At 51.2% G+C, this 23085-nt stretch carries 15 protein-coding genes; 6 read left to right on the plus strand and 9 right to left on the minus strand.

The features are described from left to right. Positions 1-2511 carry an ATP-dependent Clp protease ATP-binding subunit gene (locus T491_RS0103110; RefSeq protein ID WP_028902579.1) on the minus strand — a complete coding sequence of 837 codons (2511 nt, stop codon included), beginning with the start codon at positions 2509-2511 and terminating at the stop codon, positions 1-3. Positions 2512-2720: 209 nt separating this feature from the next. On the opposite strand from T491_RS0103110, the gene T491_RS0103115 reads away from it, so the two are divergent. Further along, positions 2721-5147 (plus strand): TonB-dependent receptor, encoded by a 2427-nt coding sequence (locus tag T491_RS0103115; RefSeq protein WP_231480168.1) that lies wholly within the window; start codon positions 2721-2723, stop codon positions 5145-5147. A 118-nt stretch (positions 5148-5265) separates the two neighbouring features. Here the strand turns inward: T491_RS0103115 and typA are convergent, their stop codons facing one another. Further along, positions 5266-7068, minus strand: a complete 1803-nt coding sequence (gene typA / locus T491_RS0103120; RefSeq protein ID WP_028902581.1) for a translational GTPase TypA — start codon at positions 7066-7068, stop codon at positions 5266-5268. 193 nt (positions 7069-7261) lie between these two features. Here typA and rpsO point away from each other — a divergent pair, with 193 nt between their 5' ends. After that, positions 7262-7531: a 30S ribosomal protein S15 gene (gene rpsO, locus T491_RS0103125; protein ID WP_028902582.1), complete on the plus strand. Its 270-nt coding sequence runs from the start codon at positions 7262-7264 to the stop codon at positions 7529-7531. A 78-nt stretch (positions 7532-7609) separates the two neighbouring features. On the opposite strand, the gene T491_RS0103130 is transcribed toward rpsO, so the two are convergent. From T491_RS0103130 to T491_RS0103140, 3 genes are all read right to left on the minus strand, one after another. Continuing rightward, entirely contained in the window at positions 7610-8104 is a 495-nt protein-coding gene (locus tag T491_RS0103130; protein WP_028902583.1) for an S-ribosylhomocysteine lyase, read from the minus strand. 73 nt (positions 8105-8177) lie between these two features. Further along, positions 8178-8807 (minus strand): 5'-methylthioadenosine/S-adenosylhomocysteine nucleosidase, encoded by a 630-nt coding sequence (gene mtnN / locus T491_RS0103135; RefSeq protein WP_028902584.1) that lies wholly within the window; start codon positions 8805-8807, stop codon positions 8178-8180. Positions 8808-8846: 39 nt separating this feature from the next. After that, on the minus strand, positions 8847-9593 hold the full coding sequence (locus T491_RS0103140) for an RNA methyltransferase (RefSeq protein WP_028902585.1): 747 nt from the start codon (positions 9591-9593) through the stop codon (positions 8847-8849). 94 nt (positions 9594-9687) lie between these two features. Between T491_RS0103140 and T491_RS0103145 the strand changes: the two genes are divergently transcribed. From T491_RS0103145 to T491_RS0103160, 4 genes are read left to right on the plus strand one after another with little or no spacing between them, the layout of a single operon-like run. Beyond that, a complete protein-coding gene (locus tag T491_RS0103145; protein ID WP_028902586.1) occupies positions 9688-12174 on the plus strand; it encodes a YfhO family protein in 2487 nt (828 codons plus the stop codon). A gap of 27 nt (positions 12175-12201) precedes the next feature. Next, positions 12202-14856 carry a bifunctional fucokinase/fucose-1-phosphate guanylyltransferase gene (locus tag T491_RS0103150; RefSeq protein WP_028902587.1) on the plus strand — a complete coding sequence of 885 codons (2655 nt, stop codon included), beginning with the start codon at positions 12202-12204 and terminating at the stop codon, positions 14854-14856. Further along, entirely contained in the window at positions 14856-15677 is an 822-nt protein-coding gene (locus T491_RS0103155; protein WP_028902588.1) for a GSCFA domain-containing protein, read from the plus strand. The genes T491_RS0103150 and T491_RS0103155 overlap by 1 nt, the downstream gene beginning before the upstream one ends. A gap of 20 nt (positions 15678-15697) precedes the next feature. After that, a complete protein-coding gene (locus tag T491_RS0103160) occupies positions 15698-18154 on the plus strand; it encodes a bifunctional UDP-N-acetylmuramoyl-tripeptide:D-alanyl-D-alanine ligase/alanine racemase (protein WP_028902589.1) in 2457 nt (818 codons plus the stop codon). A 50-nt stretch (positions 18155-18204) separates the two neighbouring features. On the opposite strand, the gene T491_RS0103165 is transcribed toward T491_RS0103160, so the two are convergent. The 4 genes from T491_RS0103165 to T491_RS0103185 form a co-directional block, all read right to left on the minus strand. Further along, positions 18205-18675, minus strand: coding sequence for a hypothetical protein (locus tag T491_RS0103165; protein WP_155950005.1), 471 nt, complete (start codon positions 18673-18675; stop codon positions 18205-18207). A gap of 214 nt (positions 18676-18889) precedes the next feature. Then, a complete protein-coding gene (locus T491_RS17585) occupies positions 18890-18994 on the minus strand; it encodes a smalltalk protein (RefSeq protein WP_155950006.1) in 105 nt (34 codons plus the stop codon). 70 nt (positions 18995-19064) lie between these two features. Then, a complete protein-coding gene (locus tag T491_RS0103175; RefSeq protein ID WP_028902591.1) occupies positions 19065-19631 on the minus strand; it encodes a hypothetical protein in 567 nt (188 codons plus the stop codon). A gap of 797 nt (positions 19632-20428) precedes the next feature. Next, entirely contained in the window at positions 20429-22870 is a 2442-nt protein-coding gene (locus tag T491_RS0103185) for a GH36-type glycosyl hydrolase domain-containing protein (protein ID WP_028902593.1), read from the minus strand. Between the last annotated feature and the right edge of the window lie 215 nt (positions 22871-23085).

The raw sequence follows: 23085 nt of genomic DNA on the forward strand, positions 1-23085 counted from the left end.
TTAATTTCTGAACACGAGTCCGTCGCCAAAATCATCGATGATGATAGGCTTGGTGCGATCCACTTCATCAGCCAAGAGCTTCTTGGAGAGATCGTTGAGAACGAACTGCTGGATGGCGCGTTTCACAGGACGTGCACCATAGTCGGGATCGTAGCCCTGTTCTGCCAGATAGTTGATGGCCTGAGGTGTACACTCCAGACTGATGCCCTGAGGTGCCAGCATATCCGTTACCTTCTTGAGCTGCAACTTCACTACATCTGCAATCTGTTCCTTGGTAAGTGGGGTAAAGGTGATAATCTCATCAATACGGTTCAGGAACTCTGGGCGCATAGTGGCGCGAAGTTGTTCGTGCGTAGCGTTCGAGGTCATGATGATGATGGTGTTCTTGAAGTTGGCAGTACGTCCCTTGTTATCTGTCAAACGTCCATCATCCAGTACCTGCAACAGAATGTTGAATACATCTGGATGTGCCTTCTCAATCTCATCGAACAGCACTACAGAATATGGCTTGCGGCGCACGGCCTCAGTCAGCTGTCCACCCTCGTCGTAACCTACGTATCCTGGAGGTGCACCAATCAGTCGACTCACGCTGTATTTCTCCTGATACTCGCTCATATCGATACGCGTCATCATCGTTTCGTCGTTAAACAGATAGTCGGCCAGGGTCTTGGCGAGCTCTGTTTTACCTACACCAGTAGTGCCTAAGAAGATGAAGCTGGCGATAGGTCGCTTAGGATCCTGCAAGCCTGCACGACTACGGCGCACAGCATCAGATACGGCAATGATGGCCTCGTCCTGACCAATCACGCGTTTGTGCAACTCGTCCTCTAAGTGCAACAGTTTTTCGCGCTCGCTCTGCATCATGCGGGTTACAGGGATGCCTGTCCAGCGAGATACTACCTCTGCGATATCATCGGCAGTAACCTCTTCGCGCACCAGAGAGTTGTCGCCCTGTGCATTGGCCAGCTGACTCTGGATGTGTGCGATGTCGTCCTCAAGAGCCTTTAATTTTGAGTAGCGTATCTCGGCCACCTTACCATAGTCGCCTTCGCGCTCAGCACGCTCTGCCTCCAGCTTCAGGTTCTCAATCTCCTGCTTGTCCTGTTGGATTTTATTAATGAGCTGGCGTTCGCCTTCCCACTTGGCACGGAACTGGGTCTCCTGTTCCTTCAGTTCGGCAATATCCTTATCCAGTTGCGATATCTTCTGCGTATCGCCCTCGCGCTTAATCGCTTCGCGCTCGATTTCGAGCTGAGCCAAACGACGGGTGATCTCATCGAGTTCCTCTGGTACAGAGTCGCGCTCCATACGCAGTTTGGCTGCGGCCTCGTCCATCAGGTCGATAGCCTTATCAGGCAGGAATCGCTCGCTGATATATCGCTCTGAGAGTTGTACGGCGGCGATACAGGCATCGTCCTGGATACGTACTTTATGGTGGTTCTCATAGCGCTCTTTCAGTCCTCGTAGGATAGAGATAGCGCTGAGCTCATCGGGCTCGTCTACCATCACAGTCTGGAATCGGCGCTCCAGGGCCTTATCCTTCTCGAAGTATTTCTGATACTCGTTCAGTGTGGTGGCACCAATGGCGCGCAGTTCACCACGTGCCAATGCTGGCTTCAGAATGTTAGCAGCATCCATGGCGCCCTCGCCACCGCCAGCACCAACCAATGTGTGGATCTCGTCGATAAACAGGATGATGCGGCCCTCGGCCTTGGTCACCTCGTTGATCACGCTCTTCAGACGCTCCTCAAACTCACCTTTGTATTTCGCACCAGCTACCAGTGCACCCATATCAAGGGAGTAAAGCTGCTTGTCCTTCAGGTTCTCTGGCACATCGCCACGCACAATACGTCCAGCCAGGCCCTCAACGATGGCTGTCTTACCAGTACCAGGTTCACCTATTAATATAGGGTTGTTCTTGGTGCGGCGACTCAGAATCTGCAGTACACGACGAATCTCATCGTCGCGACCAATCACGGGGTCTAACTTACCTTGGCGCGCCATCTCAACCAGGTTCTTGGCATATTTCTCCAGACTCTGGTAGTTATCATCGGCACTTTGCGATTGTACCTTCTGTCCTTGGCGTAGCTCCTGAATAGCAGCCTGCATCTCCTTCTCTGTGCAGCCAGCATCCTTCATGATGCGTGAGGCGGTAGAGTTAACCTTGAGCAGGGCGAGTAGGACAGGCTCTACTGATACAAACTCGTCGCCCCCCTTCTGAGCCACCTCTTGCGCGCGCACGAGTACATTATTACTATCACTGGAGAGATAAGGCTGACCAGCGCCCTGCACTTTGGGCAGATGCTGTATCTCCTGATCTACCAGTAACTCTATCTGCTGGGCATTCACCCCCAACTTCTGGAAGATGAAGGTGGTAACGTCCTTCGCCTTCTCTATCACACCTTTCAGTATGTGTACAGGTTCTATCACCTGCTGACCATTCATCTGGGCTGTGTTCACCGCCTGCTGAATGGCCTCTTGCGCTTTAATTGTAAACTTGTCGAATGTCATATCTATCTCCTTTCTTATTTAATGTTTCATGTTTCACGTTTAATGTTCAATGTTCAATGTTCGTGCCGAGTGAATAAATGCTGACAAAATGGCATTGATGTATGTCTGTTTGTCGTAGTGTTTCTAAAAATCCATATAAATGTGGATTGCATATGTTGCAAAAATTGCGTACCTTTGCAGCGCAATTAAGATTATAAGTTGTAGAATTAATGAATAAGAAGATTGTTTTCGTGCTTTTGGCACTGGGTGGCCAGCTTTCTGGCCTGGCCACTCCTCTTTTTAGTCTCGATACTGAGGCTCTAAGCGATTCAAGTAAGGTTGTCGATCTCGATGAGGTTGTGGTGGTATCGCAACCCAAGGAGCAGGTGCGCCTGCGCCTTCAGCCAGTTAGTAGTAACGTGTTTGGTAGTGAGCAGTTGCAGCAGTTGCATGTTCACGATTTGAGTCAGCTTTCGCAGTATGTACCTTCGTTTGTAATGCCATCGTATGGTTCGCGCCTCACATCGTCGATGTATGTACGTGGTATTGGTTCGCGTATCAACAACCCTGCAGTAGGTGTGTATTACGATAACATCCCCCTGATGTCGAAGTCGGCTTTCAACAACCATTTTTATATGTTGGACCGTGTCGATGTGCTGCGTGGTCCCCAGGGTTCGCTCTATGGCATGAATACCGAGGGCGGCTTGGTACGTATCTACTCTAAGAATCCCATGAACTATCAGGGCACTGATATCCGTTTGGGTATCGGCACTGGCTTATATAGTAATGTAGAGGTGGCTCACTACCATCGTCCATCAGAGAAGTTGGCATTCAGCGTGGCTGGATTCTACAGCGGACTGAAAGGTTTTATTAATAATCAGAACTTCGACCAGAAGAACGACTTGACCAACGAGGCTGGTGGTAAGCTCCGTCTGATTTGGCAGCCTAATAAGCAACTGAAGTTCGACTGGACTGCTGATTACCAGTATGTAAACCAGAATGGTTTTGGTTATGGCGAGTTCCATCCGTTCGCTTATCTGCCAACACTATATAGCTCAACATTTATGCCTGCAGATGAAACAGTTCAGGATCCTGCAACCACCATCATGAACGGTTACAAGCGTAATATGTTTACCACAGGTTTGAACATTGGTTACGAGACAGATGCCTTGCTCTTTACCTCAACCACCAGCTATCAGTATCTGAACGACCTGATGCTGATGGACCAGGACTATATGACTGGCGACTACCTGCGACTGGAGCAGCGCCAGAAGATGAACGCCATCACTCAGGAGCTGGTGCTGCGTAACCATGGCGCTTCGCGCTGGCAGCATGCCACGGGCCTGTTTGGATCGTACCAGTGGCTCAACACCAATGCGCCTGTACTCTTTGGCGATGGTATCACAGGTCCTATCGGCAATGCGATTGCCAATGCCATGAAGAACTCGATGATTCAGGGTATGATTAGAAAGGGTATGAGTCAGGCTGCTGCCCAGGCAATGGTCGACAGAATGGGTGTTACCATGACTGCCGAGATGGCTGTGCCAGGTGATTATAAGACTCCAAGCTGGAACTTCGCTGCCTTCCATGAGTCGAACTTTCTGTTTGGCGACAACTGGAAACTTACACTCGGTCTGCGCTTTAATATAGATAAGGTGAAGATTGACTACGATGCCCTGGCCTATATGAACATGACGGGTGGTACTGCTAATGCTACTGCTACCTATCACCTCACATCGCATGTACAGGACAGTCGCTCTAAGAGCTACACCCAGCTGTTGCCAAAGGTGGCGCTGACCTATAGCTTCGACGAGAATATTGGTAATATCTACGCACTGGTATCAAAGGGCTATCGCGCTGGTGGATACAATTTCCAGATGTTCAGCGATGTGCTGCAGACTGAGTTGAATGCGCATCAGCAGGACGCTATGCGTGGTGACTACGATGTGGAGCACACTGCTGCCGACTATGATGCTATCAACGAGACTATCGCCTACAAGCCTGAGGAGAGTTGGAACTATGAGATTGGTACCCACCTCAACCTGTTTGGTGGTAGCACTCACTTCGACTTGGCTCTCTACTACATGCAGATTCGCAATCAACAGCTGTCGATCATGGAGCCTAACAGCAACTATGGTCGCATAATGGTCAATGCAGGTAAGAGTCACTCTTGTGGCGTTGAGGCTACTCTGCGTGGAAAGGCTATCGACAATGCTCTCGACTGGGCTGTAACCTATGCATTCACAAATGCTAAGTTTGATGAGTACCAGCATACCGTAGGTGGTTCTACATCTCCAAATACGGATATATTCGCTGGTGATTACAATGGCAACTATGTGCCCTTCGTTCCTCAGCACACAGTAAGCGCTATGATTGACTGGCACATCGGCAAGTTTACCATTGGTGTCAATATGAATGGCCAGGGTAAGATTTGGTGGGACGAGGCTAACACCTATGCACAGAAGTTCTATGCTGTGGCTGGCGCACATGCCGATTATGATTTCGGACCAGTGCTGGTATCACTCTGGGGACGTAACCTCACCAATACACACTACAACACGTTTGCTGTTGCATCGAGTGCGGTAGGTGGAACTCACTACTTTGCTCAGCGAGCAACACCTATCCAACTGGGATTAGATGTAAACATCCACTTCTAAGCATAAAAAAACCTCGCCGATTGGCGAGGCTTTTTTTTGTGAGTATCTTATACCTTATTTGTCTTGACCAACGGTCGAGCCTGCTTGCGTTCGGTAATCGATGCAAGCATCATTACGCTCACTGTTTCGCAGCCTTTTTACGCTGGTCGTGATCCAGAATCGTTTTGCGCATACGCATCGACTTTGGTGTTACCTCAACCAGCTCGTCGCTCTTGATGTACTCCAGGCACTCCTCCAGACTCATCACCGTCTTTGGAATGATGCGAGCCTTATCATCGGTACCCGATGCACGCACGTTAGTAAGCTGCTTAGCCTTACATACGTTTACCACCAGATCGTTATCGTGAACATGTTCACCAACTACCTGACCCATGTAAACATCCTCACCTGGATCGATGAAGAACTTACCACGGTCCTGCAGCTTGTCGATGGCATAAGCAAAGGCGTTACCAGTATCCATCGAGATCATCGAACCATTTACACGGCGCTCAATCTCGCCCTTGTATGGCTGATACTCCTTAAAGCGGTGGGCCATGATGGCCTCGCCCTGACTGGCTGTGAGCACATTGGTACGCAGTCCGATGATACCACGCGATGGGATATCGAACTCGATGTTTACGCGCTCACCCTGACTCTCCATTGATGTCATCTCACCCTTACGACGGGTTACCATATCAATCATCTTTGATGAGAATTCCTCGGGCACGTTGATAGTGAGCTCCTCAACAGGCTCGTGCTTCACACCGTCGATCTCCTTGTAGATTACCTGGGGCTGACCAACCTGCAGCTCGTAGCCCTCACGACGCATGGTCTCAACCAGCACTGAGAGGTGCAGCACGCCACGTCCTGATACAATCCACTTATCGGTGCTATCCTCGAAAGGAGTCACGCGCAGGGCCAGATTCTTCTCCAGCTCCTTCTCCAGGCGGTCGTTAATATGGCGCGAGGTCACAAACTTACCCTCCTTGCCGAAGAATGGCGAGTCGTTAATCATAAACAGCATCGACATGGTGGGCTCGTCGATAGCGATAGGAGCCAGTGGCTCTGGGTTCTCCAGGTCGCAGATGCTATCGCCAATCTCAAACTTATCCAGTCCGATGACAGCGCAGATGTCGCCACACTCCACCTGTTCGGTATGTACGTGTCCCATACCCTCAAAGGTGTGCAGTTCCTTGATCTTAGTCTTCTCCATGGTGCCATCGCGGTGTGCAATGGTTACCTGCATGCCATCCTTCAGGGTGCCACGGTGTACACGACCTACGGCGATACGACCCTGATAGCTCGAATAGTCGAGCGATGTGATGAGCATCTGAGGTGTTCCCTCCTCCTTCTTTGGGGCGGGAATCATCTCTACGATTTTATCAAGCAGATAAGTGATATTGTCGGTAGGTTTCTGCCAGTCCTCACTCATCCAGCCATTCTTAGCCGAACCGTAAACCACGGGGAAATCCAACTGCTCCTCGGTGGCATTGAGTGAGAACATCAGATCGAATACCATCTCGTAAACCTCCTCAGGGCGGCAGTTTGGCTTATCTACCTTGTTAACTACAACGATAGGCTTCAGTCCGATTTCGAGTGCCTTCTGCAGCACGAATCGTGTCTGTGGCATAGGACCTTCGAAAGCATCAACCAACAGCAGACAGCCATCGGCCATGTTGAGCACACGCTCTACTTCGCCACCGAAATCCGAGTGTCCTGGAGTGTCGATGATATTGATTTTAACGCCTTTCCAATTAATACTGACGTTTTTTGAAAGAATGGTGATACCACGCTCGCGCTCCAAGTCGTTGGCATCCAGTACCTGATTGCTGAGATTCTGTCCGTCACGGAACAGGTGTCCAGCCAGCATCATCTTGTCCACGAGTGTTGTTTTTCCGTGGTCAACATGTGCGATAATTGCAATGTTTCTGATATCCTGCATACGAAAATACTTAAATTCGGGTGCAAAGTTACACATTTTTTCGGAAAAAATTTGTGGAAACGAAAAAAAGTTGTACCTTTGCAGCCGCATTTCGGAAAATCCGAAGCATTTGACGACGTAACCCACTGGTGATTAGGCGGGAATCGCGTTTGAAAAATGTTATTGCAACAATTTTTTTAATCACATTAAAGTTATGTATTTAGACAAGGCAAAGAAGGAGGAGATCTTCGGTCAGTATGGTAAGAGCACCACTGATACAGGTTCTGCAGAGGCTCAGATTGCTCTCTTCACCTATCGTATCTCTCACCTGACAGAGCACCTGAAGAAGAATCACAAGGATCACAACACTGCACGTTCACTGACCATGATGGTAGGTAAGCGTCGTAAGTTGCTGAAGTACCTGTACAATAACGATATCAATCGTTATCGTGCTATCATCAAGGCTCTTGGTCTCCGTAAGTAATTATTTATTTACATCCGGAAAAAGAATAATCCCCATCTCAATCGAGGTGGGGATTTCTTTTTGATGTTTGTTGTCGATTCAGGCGTCGGCGAATACTTTGCCGTCTTCGAGTGTAATCTGCAGTTTGGTGTACTCCGAGTGGAAATCGTTTTTCAGGCGATCCAGATAGCGTGCACACTCCCATTTGCACATGGGCAGGTCGTGCAGCAGGTAGTTGCCGCATGCCTCTGGACGTGTAGCAGGCACCTCGTCCTGTGTGAGAATCCACTCCAGACACTCAATGGTGAGCTGGCGCATATCCTCAACGGTGTAGTTGCCCAGCATAATGATGTACATGCCTGTCAGGCAGCCCATGGGCCCTACATATACCACATCTTCTTTGGCGCGGCTGTTGCGGAACCAGGTAGCCATCAGATGCTCAATGCTGTGTATGGCAGCAGGGGCAACAGCAGGCTCCTTGTTGGGTTCGGTAATGCGCAGGTCGAATGTGGTGAAACCTTTATCCACACGCGATACGTAGATGCCTGGCTTTAGGTGCGTGTGGTCAATCGTAAAACTCTGTATTACTTCCATTGTTTACCTTTTTACCTTTTTACCTTTTTACTTTTTTACCTTTTTACTTTTTTACCTTTTTACTTTTTTACCTTTACAGGCTTTCGATGAAAGTCTTGGTGGTAATGAATGACTTCTCGGCAACGGTATCCCAGAAGTTGTGATACTGCGAGGCATCAGTGTCGCGCAGAGGGATATCACTAATCAGTCGGAACGAGATGAAAGGCACCTTATAGATGTGGCATACCTGTGCGATGGCGCAGCTCTCCATGTCGACAGCCTTTGCCTCTGGGAAGTGGCTTACTATCTCGCGCATCTTCTCTTTCGAATCCACAAACCAGTCGCCAGTTACAATCAGTCCTGGTTTGGCACCAGTCTGTTTGGCTTTCTCGAGCAGGTAAGGGTCAGCCTGATAACGGGCTGGCAAACCCTGCACCTGTCCATAGACGGTGGTGTCGTCGATGGCAGAGCCACAGTACACATCGTGGTAGGTGAGCTCAGAACTTACTACTACATCCTGCAGGTTGATATCATCGCCATTGCCACCAGCGCAACCACTCGAGATAATCACATCGGGCTTGTACTGGCGAATCATTTCTACTGTCTGGATAGCGGCATTCACTGTGGCAATACCGCTCTTCTGCAGAATCACTTTATCTTCGGGGAATAATGGACGGAGCTGCTTCAGTTCCTTATCCATTGCTACTATCATTCCTATCTTCATACTTTGAACTTTGAACTTTGAACTTTAAACTTTAACTTTTTACTTTTTTACCATTCTCTGGCGTACTGCTTCGTACATCAGGATGGCGGCTGAGACGCTGACGTTCAGCGAGTCTAAACGGCCCAGCATGGGTATGCGGATGTGGGCATCGGCAGCTTCGCGCCACTGGTTGGTTAGTCCTGTGCTCTCAGTACCCATCACAATGGCTGTGCCCTGCGTCATATCGTAATCGTAGTATTCGTACGAATCCTGCAGCTGAGCGGTGAGGATGGTGATGCCGTGCTCCTTGAGGAAGGCGATGCACTCCTGCGACGAACAGACGGCTGTGGGCACGCAGAACACGCCACCGATGCTGGCACGGATCACGTTGGGATTATACATATCCGTGAGTGGGTCGCACACGATAAGGGCATCGATGCCAGCAGCCTCGGCTGAGCGCAGGATAGCGCCTAAGTTGCCAGGCTTCTCCACGCTCTCGAGTACAACGATGAGCGGATGCTCCTTCAGTTGTAGCTGGGCGAGGGTGTGAGGCTTGCATCGTACCACAGCGATATGCCCCTCGGTACTGCCGCGATAGGCCATTTTCTCATATACCTGTGGCGTAACATTCTTGTCGCGGATGTACTCCTCTACCACTTCGTAGCCACAGGCTTTGCAGTGCTCTATCTCGCGCTGACCCTCAACCACGAACAGCCCCTCCTCACGGCGGAGCGACGACTTTTGTTGCAGGGCTACTACGTGTTTAATCTTGGCGTTTTGTACGCTTGTAATGATTGTTTCTTCCATATTTTGCTGCAAAGATACAAAATAATTGATAATTGACAATTGAAAATTGAAAATTATGTGTAATTTTGCAGGCAAATTAAATAATTTGCAAGTTATGACATTACTGAAAAAATGGCTGCCCGATTTGTTGGCAGTGTTGTTGTTTGCCGTTCTGGCTTTCGCCTATTTCTTCCCAGCTGATATCGAGGGACGTATCCTTTATCGTCACGATGCATCGGCAGGTCGAGGTGCAGGACAAGAGGTGGCTGAGTATATGCAGAAGACGGGCGAGCGCAGTCGCTGGACCAATGCCCTCTTTGGCGGTATGCCTACCTACCAGATGGCTCCCTCGTACAATTCTACCGACAAGTTGAGTACCATGACTAAGATATACCATCTGTTCCTGCCTGAGAACGTGTGGTATGTGTTTGCCTATCTGTTAGGATTCTATATCCTGTTGCGTGCTTTCGACTTCCGTCAGCACCTCGCAGCCTTAGGTTCCATCGTGTGGGCGTTCAGCACCTATTTCCTCATTATCATTGCTGCGGGCCATATCTGGAAGGTGTGGGCGTTGGCTTACCTGCCACCTATGATAGCGGGCATTGTGCTGGCCTATCGAGGCAAATACCTGTGGGGATTCCTGCTCACAGCTATTTTCACGGCTTTCGAGATCAATGCCAACCACGTGCAGATGACCTATTACTATCTGTTCATCATTCTGGCGATGGTGATTGCCTGGCTGGTCGATGCTATCCGTCATAAGACGTATGTCGCCTTTGCCAAGGCCACAGGTGTGTGCGTGGCAGGAGCAGCCATTGGTGTGTGCATCAACCTCTCGAATCTCTACCACACCTGGCAGTATGGTCAGGAGTCGATGCGTGGCAAGAGCGAGCTGGTGAAGCAGAATTCTGCCAACCAGACCAGCAGTGGTCTGGAGCGCGACTATATCACTCAGTGGAGCTATGGTATCGACGAGACCTGGACGCTGCTTGTACCTAACACCAAGGGTGGTGCCTCGGTACCCATGAGTGAGAGTAAGATTGCCATGGAGAAGGCCAATCCTACCTACGAGAGTATCTACCAGCAGATAGGTCAGTACTGGGGCGAGCAGCCTGGTACCAGCGGACCAGTGTATGTGGGTGCTTTTGTGATGATGCTTTTCATCTTAGGCCTGCTCATTGTGAAGGGCCCTATGAAGTGGGCTTTGCTGGCTGCTACCATCCTGTCGATACTGCTTTCGTGGGGTAAGAACTTCATGGGCTTTACCGATTTCTTCCTCGACTATGTACCCATGTACGCCAAGTTCCGTACGGTGGCCTCAATACTGGTGATTGCAGAGTTTACTATTCCCTTGCTGGCCATGATGGCACTGAAGCGACTCTACGATGAGCCTGACGCCTTCGCTAAGTATCGCAAGCACATCTGCATCAGTTTCGCCCTTACTGCTGGCTTCTGTCTGTTGTTTGCCCTCATGCCATCGCTGTTCTTCGATAGCTTTATCTCGTCGAGCGAGATGCGCGCGCTCAGCACGCTGCCTCAGGAGCATATCGCCCCACTCACCAGCAACCTTACCGAGATGCGTAAGGCTGTGTTTACGGCTGATTGCTGGCGCTCGTTCTGGATTATCGTGGTGGGCACAGGTGCGCTCTTTGCTATGATGTACGGCAAGCTCAAGAAGGCGTATGCCGTAGGCATCATCTTAGTGCTCTGTCTGGTCGACCTTTGGCAGGTGAACAAGCGCTATCTGAATGATGAGATGTTTGTGCCCAAGAGCGAGCGCGAGGCACCTCAGCAGATGTCGCAGACTGACGAGCTGATCCTGCGCGACAAGACGCTCGACTACCGTGTGCTGAATCTTGCCTCAAACACCTTTAACGAGAACGAGACATCCTACTATCATAAGAGCATTGGTGGCTACCACGCTGCCAAGCTGCGCCGCTATCAGGAGCTGATCGAACAGTATATCAATCCTGAGATGCAGAAGCTGATGGGCGCTGTATCCGAGGCTGGTGGCGATATGACCCAGGTGAAGGGCGACAGCATCTGTCCTGTACTTAATATGCTCAACACCCGCTACTTCATCTTCCCCTTGCAGGGTGGCCAGACCGTGCCCATCCAGAACCCTTACGCTCTGGGTAATGCCTGGTTTGTGGATCAGGTGAACTATGTGAAGAATGCCAACGAGGAGATAGCTCAGGTGGGTAAGATTGACCTGCGCCACGAGGCTGTGGCCGATGAGCAGTTCAAGACCCAGTTGGGCGAGAGCGCTACTCAGGATACTGCCAGCGTGGTAACCATCAAGAGCTACGAGCCCAACCAGTTGACTTACGAGGTTAACTCGGGCAAGGGTGGTGTGGTAGTCTTCTCCGAGGTGTACTACCCTGGATGGACAGCTACCGTCGATGGCGAGCCAGCCGAGTTGGGTAGAGTCGACTACGTGCTGCGTGCCCTCGCCGTGAAGCCTGGCAAGCACGAGGTGGTGCTCAGTTTCTTCCCCAAGTCGGTCGATACTACCGAGACCATCGCCTATATGGCTTACGCAGTTCTGTTGTTGGTTCTGGCAGGCGCCGCATTCATGGCCTACCGCCGCAAGCAGAAATAAAGTTCAAAGTTCAAAGCTAAATGTTCAATGAAAAAGCTGCTCTCATTACCACCTAACTTGGTGGACAGTTTCCACGATGTGACTGGATTGAGTCGCGAGGAGTATTTCTGTACCAACGACCCCGTAGGGCATAAGCTGGGCAGTGGTGGTGGCACCACCTGGCTCTTGCAAGCCTGTATGACCACCGAGGATGGCGCCTCGCTTGCCGAGTGGCTGCCTCGTGAGAAACGTATCCTGCTGCACGCAGGTGGACAGAGTCGTCGCTTGCCTTCGTATGCACCTTCTGGTAAAATCCTCACCCCCGTGCCCGTATTCCGTTGGGAGCGTGGACAGCGCCTCTCGCAGGATTTGCTCAGCCTGCAGCTGCCCCTTTATGAGCAGCTGATGGAGATGGCCCCCGAAAGCATCCACACCATGGTGGTGAGCGGCGATGTGCTGGTGCGCACCTCGCAGCCCCTTCAGCCCATTCCTGAGGCCGATGTGGTGTGCTATGGCTTGTGGCTCGATGCCTCGGTGGCCAAGAACCACGGTGTGTTCGTGAGTTCGCGCAAGACGCCCCAGGTGCTCAAGCAGATGTTGCAGAAACCCTCTGTCGAGATGCTGAGCGACCTGCAGAAGGATCACTATTATCTGACAGATATCGGTATCTGGATGCTGAGCGACAAGGCTGTAGAGCTCCTCGCTAAGAAATCAATGGTCAATGGTCAAATAAAAGAGTACGATTTGTACTCCGAATTCGGATGCGCCTTGGGCACCAATCCTACGTTGCCCGACGACGATCTGAAGGGTCTGAAGGTGGCTATTGTGCCTCTGCAGGGTGGCGAGTTCTATCATTTCGGAACTTCGCGCGAGATGATTACATCAACCCTCCGCATCCAGAATCTGGTTAACGATCAGCGTGAGATTATGCACCACGATCGTAAGCCGCACCCCAGCATCTTTGTGCAGAATTCTGTCTGTCAGTATCGTTTTACTGGCGAGAATACCCATATATGGATTGAGAACAGCAACGTGAGCGAGGGCTGGACCCTGAGCCACGACCATATTATAACAGGCGTGCCCGAGAACCATTGGAAGGTGAACCTGGCCCCAGGCGAGTGTATCGACGTGGTGCCTATTGGCGATACCGAATACGCAGTGCGCCTGTATCATATCGACGATAAGTTTGCCGGTGCCGAACAGCAGAAACAGCAGTTCCCCGTGGTCGAGAACCTTGAAGTCCTGAAGAAACTGGATAATCTGGATGGCTTGGGATTCCTGGCCGTTCGTCATATCTCTGCCGAGGAGATCAGTACCGAGGCCAATCTGCATCGCCTGTTTGCCCAGCGCAAGGCTTTCCGCAAGCTCAACTGGAGCGCCTTGGCTCAGAACTGGAACCACAGTGTGTTCTACCAGCTCGACCTGGCCGATGCCAAGCGCGAATTTGAGGAGCAGCATATCGCGATGCCACCCGTGCTCGACGATGATGCGCCCCTGATGACCCGCATCCACGATGCCATGTTCCGTGGCGAGAGCGATAAAGCCTTTAAGCTTTTGCGCGAGGGCTTGCTCGATACCGATGAGCGCCAGCCTGTGCCACAGCTCAGCGTGGCCGACGACCAGATAGTTTGGGGCCGTTCGCCTGTACGTATCGATATCGCAGGTGGTTGGACGGATACACCGCCTTACTGTCTGATGGAGGGTGGAAACGTCATCAATCTGGCGATAGAGCTGAATGGTCAGCCCCCGTTGCAGACCTATATACGCCCTTGTCAGGAGCCCCGTATCGTGCTGCGTAGCATCGACCTGGGTGCCATGGAGGTAGTAGAGACCTCCGAGCAGTTGCGTGATTTTATGCACGTAGGCTCACCCTTCTCTATCCCTAAGGCCGCTCTGGTGCTGGCTGGCTTTGGTCAGCGTGCGCTCAGCGACGAGTTGGCAGCCTTTGGCGCAGGTATCGAGCTCACCCTGCTCAGTGCTATCCCCGCAGGCAGCGGCTTGGGCACCAGCAGCATCCTGGCTGCTACGGTGCTGGGTGCGCTCAACGACTTCTGCGGACTGGGATGGGATAAGAACGAGATAGGTCATCGCACGCTGATGCTCGAACAGATGCTCACCACAGGTGGTGGTTGGCAGGATCAGTTCGGAGGCGTGCTGGGTGGTGTGAAACTGCTACAGACGGGTAGGGGATTCACCCAGAACCCACAGGTGCGCTGGTTGCCCACCGATCTGTGGACGCAACCCGAATATCGCCCCTGTCACCTATTATATTATACGGGCATCACGCGCACGGCCAAGAGCATTCTGGCAGAGATAGTGCGCCGTATGTTCCTCAACCACGGCGAGGAGCTCCGCTTGCTTCGCCAGATGAAGCAGCACACCCTTGATATGTACGAGGCCATCCTGCAGAACGATTTCGAACGTATGGGCCAGTTGGTACGTAAGACGTGGGCGCAGAACCAGCGCCTCGATGCAGGTACTAATCCTGCCGATGTGGCCAGACTCACCAGTCTGATCGACGACCTCTGCTTGGGCTATAAACTGCCTGGTGCAGGTGGAGGCGGCTATCTGTATATGGTGGCCAAGGATCCTGAGGCCGCTGCGCGCATCAAGCAGATACTGAATGAGAACACTGTGCGTAAGAACGCACGATTTGTGGATATGAGTCTCTCTACCACAGGCTTACAAATCAGCAGAAGTTAATGGAATTTAGAACGATTGTTGATATAGAGGCCCCTGGGTTCAGGCTGGCGCCATGCGAGGAGATGCTCTTCGTAGGGTCGTGCTTTGCCGATAAGATGGGCGCACGTTTCACTGAGGAGCGTTTCCGTACCATCGTCAATCCCCTTGGCGTGATGTATAATCCTGCCTCCGTCCTCCATACCATCCAGCGCCTCGCTGCTCAGCAACGCCAGGAATTGTCAATTGTAAAAACGGCAGTCCTCACCCTTGGTACCAACCACGTGTACCGGCTCAAGGAAACAGGCGAGATTGTGGATAACTGTCAGAAGCGCCCCCAGTCGCTCTTCGACGAGGAGGAGCTGAGTGTCGATGCCTGTGCCGATTATCTGCAGCAGGCTGTTGCTATCCTGCATGCTGCCAATCCGCAGATGCATATCGTCTTCACCGTGAGCCCCATCCGCTATCGCAAATACGGCTACCACGGCTCCCAACTCTCTAAAGCCACGCTGCTCTTAGCCGTCGATAAGGTGGCGCCCGCCACCTACTTCCCCGCCTACGAGATCATCAACGACGAGTTGCGCGACTACCGTTTCTATGCTGAGGATATGCTCCACCCCTCGTTGCAGGCCGTGGAATACATCTGGCAGCGGTTCTCTGAGGTCTATCTGAGCGATGCCGCCAAGGCTTTCCTCAAGGAGTGGCAGCCCCTGAAGGCAGCGTTGAGTCATAAGCCCTTCCATCCCGATTCGGATGATTATCGGATGTTTATGGATAAAACTATGTTAAAAATAGCCGAGTTGCAAAAAAAATACCCTAACTTTGCACTCCCAATCGATAAATAGTGAAATAGTCAAATATCAAAATGGAATACAGTATAGAAAAAGTTACCACACTGATTGGTGCGCGACGATATGGAAACACCGAGGGACAGGTAAGTTGGTTGCTTACTGATAGTCGTAGCCTCTGTTTCCCAGAAGAGACCTTGTTTTTTGCCCTGAAAACTCAGCGTAACGATGGTCATCGCTATATTCAGGACCTGTATAACCGTGGTGTGCGCCAGTTCGTAGTCGAGCAGGTGCCCGATCACTACGATACCCTTTATCCTGAAGCCAACTTTTTGCGCGTACCCCACACATTGGCTGCCCTGCAGCGACTGGCCGAGCGCCATCGCGATGAGTTCTCGCTGCCCATCGTGGGCATCACGGGCTCTAATGGCAAGACTATGGTCAAGGAGTGGCTTTATCAGTTGCTGTTGCCCTCACAGCGCATAGTGCGCTCGCCTCGCAGCTACAACTCGCAGATAGGTGTGCCCCTCTCAGTATGGTTGCTCAACGAGCAGACCGAGGTCGGCATCTTCGAGGCAGGTATCTCTCAGCCAGGCGAGATGATGGCCCTGCGCGATATCATCCAGCCCACCATCGGCGTGCTCACCTCGTTAGGTGCTGCCCATCAGGAGAACTTCCGTTCGATGGAGGAGAAATGCATGGAGAAACTCGAGCTGATGCACGACACCGAGGCTATGGTATATTGCTCGGATAACGATATCGTGAGCCGTTGCATCCGTCGTATGAACTATAAGGGCGAGAAGATCTCGTGGAGCACCTGCGACCAGCAGGCAGCCTTCTTCGTGAAGAGCGTTGAGAACTCGCGCATCACCTATATCTGGCAGGACGAGGAGAACTGCTTCGATATCCCCTTCATCGATGAGGCTTCGATTGAGGACTGTATCACCTGTGCCGCAGTAGCCCTCCGATTGGGACTGACGCCCTCGGAACTTGCCGAGCGTATGCCCCTGCTTGAGCCCGTGGCCATGCGTCTGGAGGTGAAGGAGGGACAGCGTGGCTGTATTCTCATCAACGACTCGTACAACTCGGATATCAACTCGCTCGATATCGCCCTCGACTTCATGAACCGTCGCGAGGAGCAGAACAAGCGTACGCTGATTCTCAGCGATATCTTCCAGACCGGCACATCGCCCGATAAGCTCTATGCCCAGGTGAGCGAGCTCGCCATCAAGCGTGGCATCAGCAAGTTTATCGGTATCGGTCCTGAGCTCACAGCGCAGGCTGATAAGATTCAGATTGCCGACAAGCAGTTCTTTGCCGATGTGAACCACTTCCTGAGTAGCGAGGCGTTTACAGGCCTGCGTGGCGAGATGATCCTGCTCAAGGGCGCCCGTCCGTTCGGCTTCGACCAGATTACCGAGCAGCTCGAGCAGAAGGTACATGAGACCATCCTCGAGGTGAACCTCAATGCTGTGGTCGAGAATCTCAACTACTATCGCTCGTTTATGAAGCCCGACACCAAGATGGTATGTATGATCAAGGCCGATGCCTATGGCGCTGGCGCTGTAGAGATAGCCAAGACCCTGCAGGATCACCGTGTGGACTACCTGGCTGTAGCCGTGGCCGACGAGGGTGTCACCCTGCGTAAGGCAGGCATCACCGCCAATATCATGATTATGAATCCTGAGATGACCGCCTTCAAGACCATGTTCGACTACGACTTGGAACCCGAGGTGTATAGCTTCCGCCTGCTTGACGCTCTCATCAAGGCTGCTCGCAAGGAGGGTATCACTGGCTGGCCTGTCCACATCAAGCTCGATACAGGCATGCATCGCTTGGGCTTCGATCCCGAGGAGGATATGGACGAGCTCATCGACCGTTTGAAGCATCAGCAGGCAGTCATCCCACGTTCTGTGTTCAGCCACTTCGTAGGCTCTGATAGCGACGATTTCGATAATTTCTCCACCCTTCAGTTCAAGCGTTTCGAGGCAGGCAGTGCCAAGCTGCAGGCTGCTTTCTCGCATAAGATTCTGCGCCACATGGACAACTCTGCCGGCATCGAGCACTTCCCCGAGCGCCAGATGGATATGTGTCGCCTGGGCCTTGGCCTCTATGGCATCGATCCGCGCGACAACCGCATCCTGCACACCGTCTCTACGCTGAAGACCACCATCCTGCAGATGCGCCAGGTGCCCAAGACCGATACCGTGGGCTATAGCCGCAAGGGCAAGCTCACACGCGACTCTGTCATCGCCGCCATTCCTATCGGCTATGCCGATGGTCTGAACCGTCACCTGGGCAATCGTCACTGCTATTGTCTGGTCAATGGTCAGAAGGCCGAGTATGTGGGTAATATCTGTATGGACGTAGCCCTCATCGATGTCACCGACATCCCTTGTGTCGAGGGCGATCAGGTTGAGATCTTCGGCGAGCACCTGCCAGTCACTGTGCTCAGCGATGTCCTCGACACCATCCCCTACGAGGTGCTCACCGGCATCAGCAACCGCGTCAAGCGTGTTTATTTCCAGGATTAGTTTAATCCTATATACAACTACAAGTCAGGGAGTGCAGTTATGTACTCCCTTTATTGTATGTAAGCGTCTATCTGTGCGGCAATGTCGCCAGCCAGTACGGCACCGTAGCCCACACGGAGCTCGATAGTGGGACGAAGCGGGTCGTTGGTACCGATGATCACAGCATACTCGTCTATGGTGTAGGGCGTGGCCATGTTCTTTGACATCACGCACTCCAGACTGCTGAGTTTCAGCTCTTCGCCGGCGATAATCGCAATGTCATGGTTGGGATAGAATAGGATAAGGGCAAGGAGCTCGTTGGCTCGCGAGGCATCCAGCACCACCACGCCGTCGGGTTCTCCGTATCTCTGTTTTGCCTCTTCCACCGTGGCGTAGGTCACCCTTGGAACAGCCGTCCGCTCCTTGCGCTTGATGATGAAGTAAGCGAAGGGGGCGATAACCAGCAGCAACAGTAAGTACGGTCCAAAGCCAATGGCTAACATAATGCCGGCAACGACGGCAAGAATCGTGTTTCGTTTCATAAATAGTCTGTTATTTGTCTTTACCGAAAAATCGCTGGCAAAGTTACGCATTCTTTCCAAGATAACAAAGCACAGTGGTAGAAATTTAATTCTTTTTGAAGCGATTGACTGAAAAATAAAATACCCTCAGGCTTCGATTTGAAACCTGAGGGTGATAGGATAGAGCCTGCTGCAGTATGCGTGGCGGGCCGCGCAAGTGCAGGTCCTTGGCTATCTACATGACGCCCATGCAGCTCGTGGCACCAAGGGCAGTTACAATCGCAGTTGCGATACTGGCAATCAGCTGCACGATAAACTTAATGCTTTCTTTCTTGTTCATAGTTTTAGTGATTTAAAGTTCAATGTTCAAAGTTCAAAGTTCAAAGTAGTTGGGGCTTTTGCCCCAACCACTAATCTTCGGTACTTCCGTCGGGGTTAGGCTCACCGCCACCGTTGCCACCCGTGTTGGTACCCTGGCCACCGCCAGTGTTTCCACCGGTATTGCCGCCCTGATTGTCCGAACCACCATCGTTGGTGTCTTTGTCGCTGGTGCCGCCCAGCAGACTCTCGGCATTCACAAACTCGGCCTTCTTCAGGAACTCACGGCTTGAGATGTTCATCTCCTGCTCCTGCTCAGGCATGAATCGGATGTGGAGCGCCTTCAGGTTCTTACCCACGTTGAAGTCGTCCTTCTTCAGGGTGCCGCCGGGCTCGTTCTCCAGGGTAGTGAAGAAGGTGCCCAGACCGTCGATCTTCACACGCTTGCTCTCCAGCAGCATCTCCACCAGACAGCTGCGGAACTTCTCCAGCACACCGAATACCACATCCTGCGTGTACACGCTACCGTGCTCGCTGATGTGCTTGGCCATCTTGCGGGTGTTCAGGGTTTCAATACTCTTGCTGTGGGCAAACCACCTGCCAAATACTTGCGACTTGTTGTTCTTGTTCTGTCGCAGCTCATAAAAAATCTTCGCCATACTTTAATTTTAATGATTTTCGCTCGGCTTTGCCGCTTGGCTCTGCCAAGAATGGTTAATACTTATGTTTACTGATGCAAGGGAAGTGCAAGGCGAATGCAGAGCCGAGCTCGCTCGAGCTATGCTGAGCCGCAGCCTTCACTCGTACCCGCAACTTCTTGATTGCGAGTACAAAGGTACAAAAATAATCGATGCGAAAAAAGCCTTTTTTCGACTTTTTCCCGATTTTTTTCTAAAGTGTTAAAATGTAAAGAAATAATCCAACTAAAGAACCCTCCATATATACTATCTTATTCGTTTAGCCTGACTATCTACGAGAAAGTCTGGCAGATTCTTTCTGAATCTCGTAAATTTTCTACCAGATTCTGCCGTACCGCTCAAAACGTTCTTCTGGACATGGAGATTAATACATTAATTCATTAATTCATTTTGTAAAATCAATTATCCGTCTATTTTTCTTATTATTATTTTATATATTATATATATTATAATATATATAATATATAATATGTATAAGATGTTAATCTTGGAATCTCCAATCGTTCTTCCTCCAATATTTGCTTATGCTAAAAACAGAAATGAATTAATGAATTAATGAATCACCGTGGCAGTTACCACATCGCTACTTTAGTTTAATCACATCATCCCATAGGTTGAATGCTCGTTTGGTACCTTAGCCGAACGCAGGTACGCAGGTACATTTTTGAAGTGTATAACATACTTATTGTCGCCTAAAACCAATAATCCCCGCTCAGTGATGGGCGGGGATTTGTTTGTATAGATGTATGTAATCCTGATTACATCGTAACCTCTACAACGTGCTTGCCGGGAGCGTAGGGGATAACGGTGCCATCGACGGGCTGGCCATCGAGGGTGATGGCTTTAACACCCTTCTGGGCGCCGTTAGGATGGATGGTAATCTCATAGTCGGCATCGCGGAACTTGCGGCTTACGGTGTAGTCGGTTGCTGTCTCTGGCAGACAGGGATCGATGCGGATACCATCGTAGTCGGGCTTGATACCGAGGATGAACTCTGATACGGTGTACCACATCCAAGCGGCGGTACCTGTGAGCCATGAGTTCTTACCCTCGCCTGGCTTGAAGGCGTCCTTACCGGCTACCATCTGACAGTTGACGTATGGCTCAACCTTATGTAGTGTCTGGTATTTCTCCTCTACGTATGAGGGCAGAATCTTAGCGTAGTGGCTCCAGGCATCGTTACCACGACCTGCGATACACTCGCCGATGATGACCCAAGGATTGTTGTGGCAGAAGATACCTGCATTCTCCTTATAACCCTCGGGGTATGAAGAAATCTCACCATACTCGTAGATGTACTTGGTGAAGGCGGGATTGTTGAGTACCATACCGTGCTCGCACTCCAGGTACTTCTTACATGAGTCGAGACTCTTGGCAACCATACCTTCCTCGGCACCAATCTCGGCCATGGTACACCAGCCCTGGCTCTCGATGAATATCTTGGCCTCCTCGCACTCGTTGCTACCAATCTTATTGCCATAGAAGTCGTAGGCGCGCAGATACCACTCGCCATCCCAGCCGTGCTTCTTCACTGCCTCGACCATGGCGTCGATGGCCTGCTGCATGCGAGCTGCCTCGGCATCCTTGCCAATCTTCTTGCAGAGGGCTACGTAGTCCTTACCAGTAACCACGAACAGTCCGGCAATCATGAGGCTCTCGGCCTTGGTGCCCTCTGATACGTTCTCGGTGGTCTGGAAGCTCTCGTTAGGATCCCATGAGAAGCAGTTCAGGTTCAAGCAGTCGTTCCAGTCGGCACGGCCAATGAGTGGCAGCATGTGGGGACCGAGGTTCTTGATGACGTGGTCCATCGAAATCTTCAGGTGCTCGAAGAGTGTTACCTCTGAGCCTGGCTGATTGTCGAATGGTACCATCTCGTCGAGGATGGAGAAGTCGCCTGTCTCCTTGATATAAGCCACGGTACCGAAGATGAGCCAGCAGGGGTCGTCGTTGAATCCACCGCCGATATCGTTGTTACCACGCTTGGTGAGGGGCTGGTACTGATGATAGCAGCCGCCATCGGGGAACTGGGTTGAGGCGATGTCGATGATGCGCTGACGGGCGCGTGATGGTATCTGGTGTACGAATCCCACGAGGTCCTGGTTGGAGTCGCGGAAGCCCATGCCACGTCCGATGCCGCTCTCGAAGAACGAGGCAGAGCGTGAGAAATTGAAGGTGACCATACACTGGTACTGGTTCCAGATGTTGACCATGCGGTCGAGCTTGTCGTTGCCTGTCTTCACCTTATATATATTGAGCAGAGCATCCCAGTACTCGCACAGCTCGGCAAAGGCCTTGTCAACTTTTTCGGTAGTGTCGAGCTCAGCGATGAGGGCGTGTGCCTTGGTCTTGTTGATAACCTGAGGTGCAGAGAATTTCTCCTCCTGCTTATTCTCGATATAGCCGAGGAGGAACACAAAGTCCTTGCTCTCGCCTGGCTGCAGGGTTACCTCGATATAGTGCGAGGCGATGGGGCTCCAGCCGTGGGCGTGGCTGTTGCGTGGCTTGCCGTCCATCACTACCTGTGGGTCGGCAAACTCGTTGTAGAGGCCTACGAAGGTCTCACGGTCGGTGTCGAATCCCTGAATATCAGCGTTTACGTGATAGAACGCATAGTGGTTGCGGCGCTCGCGATACTCGGTCTTGTGATAGATGGTAGAACCCTCGATCTCAACCTCACCTGTAGAGAAGTTTCGCTGGAAATTCTCCATATCTGTAGCGGCATTCCACAGGCACCACTCCTCGAACGAGAAGAGCTTCAGAGTCTTCACCTCGTCAGTCTCGTTTTTCAGGGTAAGCTTCTGAACCTCAGCCCATTTCTTCAATGGTACAAAGAACAGTACGCTGGCTTCAACGCCATTCTTACGTCCTGTGATGCGGGTGTAGCTCATGCCATGACGGCACTCGTAGAAGTCGAGTGGGGTCTTGCAGGGTTTCCAGCCTGGGTTCCATACGGTATCGCCATCCTTGATATAGAAATAGCGCCCCCCGTTGTCCATGGGTACGTTGTTGTAACGATAACGGGTGATACGGCGGAATTTGGCATCCTTATAGAATGAGTAGCCACCAGCGGTATTAGAGATTAAGGAGAAGAAATCCTCGTTGCCCAGGTAGTTGATCCAGGGCCAAGGTGTCTGCGGGTCTGTGATGACATACTCACGATGTTGGTCGTCGAAATGACCATAGCGTTTCTGTTGTTCCATGATAAAAATGTGTATTGAGAGTTAGAAAAAATACTAAATTGAGACTGCAAAGTTACAAAAATATCTGATATAACATCGGGTCAGAGCATTAAAGCGGCAAAAATGAGCATAATAATATCATATTTTTGAAAAAAATCTTGCAGATGTCAAAATATCTTCGTACCTTTGCCGCCCATTTCGTGAGGAATGCTTAATTCTGGTTTTAAAAAAATGAT

It is taken from the genome of Prevotella sp. P6B4 (genome assembly GCF_000619985.1).
Classification (GTDB): domain Bacteria; phylum Bacteroidota; class Bacteroidia; order Bacteroidales; family Bacteroidaceae; genus Prevotella.